This is a genomic window from Flavobacteriales bacterium (assembly GCA_013214975.1).
Taxonomy (GTDB): domain Bacteria; phylum Bacteroidota; class Bacteroidia; order DT-38; family DT-38; genus DT-38.
Map to the genome: position 1 here is coordinate 1 of JABSPR010000164.1, position 2,097 is coordinate 2,097.

Sequence of the window (2,097 nt, forward strand, 5' to 3'; positions counted from 1 at the left end):
AGAGGTTGATTCTCAACTTCAATTAAATTTCAATTCAGCATAGACTAGGGGCTTACTTTTTAAGATCGAGAGAGTAGTCCAATAAAATCAAGGCTTCTAGGACGCAAATTGCTCAATTTATATTTTTATCGGACAGTAGTGATTCGGAATCTATTTTACAATCCGAATGATGATTTTACTTTATCAACGTAATCAAGTGCTTCCCAAGTGAATAACTCAACTGTTTTCTTAAGTTCTGTGCCATCTGGAGCGTAGAATGTTTTCGTTACTGTTTCGTTCTTTCTTCCCATGTGACCGAAGGCCGCAGTTTCAGAATAGATAGGGTTTCTCAATTTCAATCGTTGTTCGATGAAATAAGGACGCATATCAAAAATTTCAGCAATCTTATCCGCGATCTCTCCATCCGTCAAGTCAACTTTAGACGTTCCATATGTATCAACGTACATTCCACATGGCTCAGCCACACCAATCGCATACGATACTTGAACCAAAATTTCATCACAAACACCTGCTGCAACCAAGTTCTTAGCTACGTGACGTGTTGCATATGCTCCTGATCTATCCACTTTAGAAGGATCTTTCCCTGAAAAAGCACCACCTCCGTGACCACCTTTCCCTCCGTAGGTATCAACAATAATCTTACGACCTGTTAATCCTGTATCTCCGTGAGGCCCACCAATTACAAAAATTCCAGTTGGATTAATATGATATATTATCTCAGCAGTAAACAGTTCTTGAAGGTTAAATGGAAGCTTCGCTTTTACTCTAGGAATAACAATGTTTATAATATCATTCTTGATTTTCACTAGCATCGCCTCTTCAGAAGCAAAATCGTCATGTTGTGTTGAAACAACAATCGTATCAATTCTTTGTGGAACGTTATCATCAGAATACTCGATAGTTACTTGAGACTTAGCGTCTGGTCGTAAATAAGGAATCAAATCTGGTTCGTTATTACGGATATGCGACATCTCTTGCAAAATTTTGTGTGCAAGATCCAACGCCAAAGGCATATAGTTTTCGGTTTCCTTAGTAGCATAACCAAACATCATTCCTTGATCCCCTGCTCCTTGATCCTCTGGATTTGAACGTTCAACTCCTTGATTGATATCTTCTGACTGATCATGAATTGCTGACAGGATTCCACATGAATTATAGTCGAACATATATTCCGACTTCGTGTATCCGATTCTTTTAATTGTCTCACGCGCAATTTTCTGAACATCTAAATAAGTGTTCGTTTTAACTTCGCCTGCCAAAACAACTTGACCAGTAGTTACCAATGTTTCACAAGCAACTTTTGACTGAGGGTCAAATGCCATGAAATTATCAATTAAAGCATCAGAAATTTGATCTGCAACTTTATCTGGATGTCCTTCTGAAACTGATTCAGACGTAAACAAATACGACATACTTTTTTTCTTTAAATTGTTAGAGAACGAAAGTAGTAAATTAATCCTAATCAATTGGGCGGCGGCATTGATGTTTTTGGAATACTTTTTGCTAAAATGAGGGCAAATAAACATTATGAAAACTACATTACTCCTTGCATTAACACTTCTTATTCTAATCTCGTGTAATAAAAACCAAAGACAAGTAATCAAAATTGACGGAAAATGGAATGTGAAATCGGCTGATATGGTCGGTCTCGGAACGATTGATCCAGATGTTATTTACGAATTTGAATATTGTAAATTAAAGAAGGATGGATTCTGTGAATTCTCAATACACAATTTTGATACGGATGATATCACTTCTGGAATTTATAGCATTAGTGAAAATGGAATGAAACTAAACCTTTCGATCTCGGATGGATTTGGATTTGAGCTTCGTGTCTACGACATCATTAAAATTTCCAACAGAAAATTGATCTTAGCAAACTCCAATGCGGGGCTGGGAGAGTTTTCAAGAATTGAATTGAGATCGGTGGATTAAGAACCTATTTCCGCTGAATATACCCTGATTCTCCTTCTTCGAGGTCCAGTATCCATGTGTAATTGCCGATAAAATGAGAACTAAAGAAACCCATCTTTTTGTAATTCTCTTCAGGAATATAGGCTCTTTGCTTAGGCGATAATCCTCCTGCCTTTGTTTGTG

Annotated in this window: 2 protein-coding genes; one reads left to right on the forward strand and one right to left on the reverse strand. The window is 37.2% G+C overall.

What is annotated here, in order from left to right:
- Positions 1-155 precede the first annotated feature (155 nt).
- Positions 156-1,412, reverse strand: coding sequence for a methionine adenosyltransferase (locus HRT72_05900; GenBank protein NQY67239.1), 1,257 nt, complete (start codon positions 1,410-1,412; stop codon positions 156-158).
- A gap of 115 nt (positions 1,413-1,527) precedes the next feature.
- Here HRT72_05900 and HRT72_05905 point away from each other — a divergent pair, with 115 nt between their 5' ends.
- Entirely contained in the window at positions 1,528-1,935 is a 408-nt protein-coding gene (locus HRT72_05905) for a hypothetical protein (protein ID NQY67240.1), read from the forward strand.
- Positions 1,936-2,097: the final 162 nt, after the last annotated feature.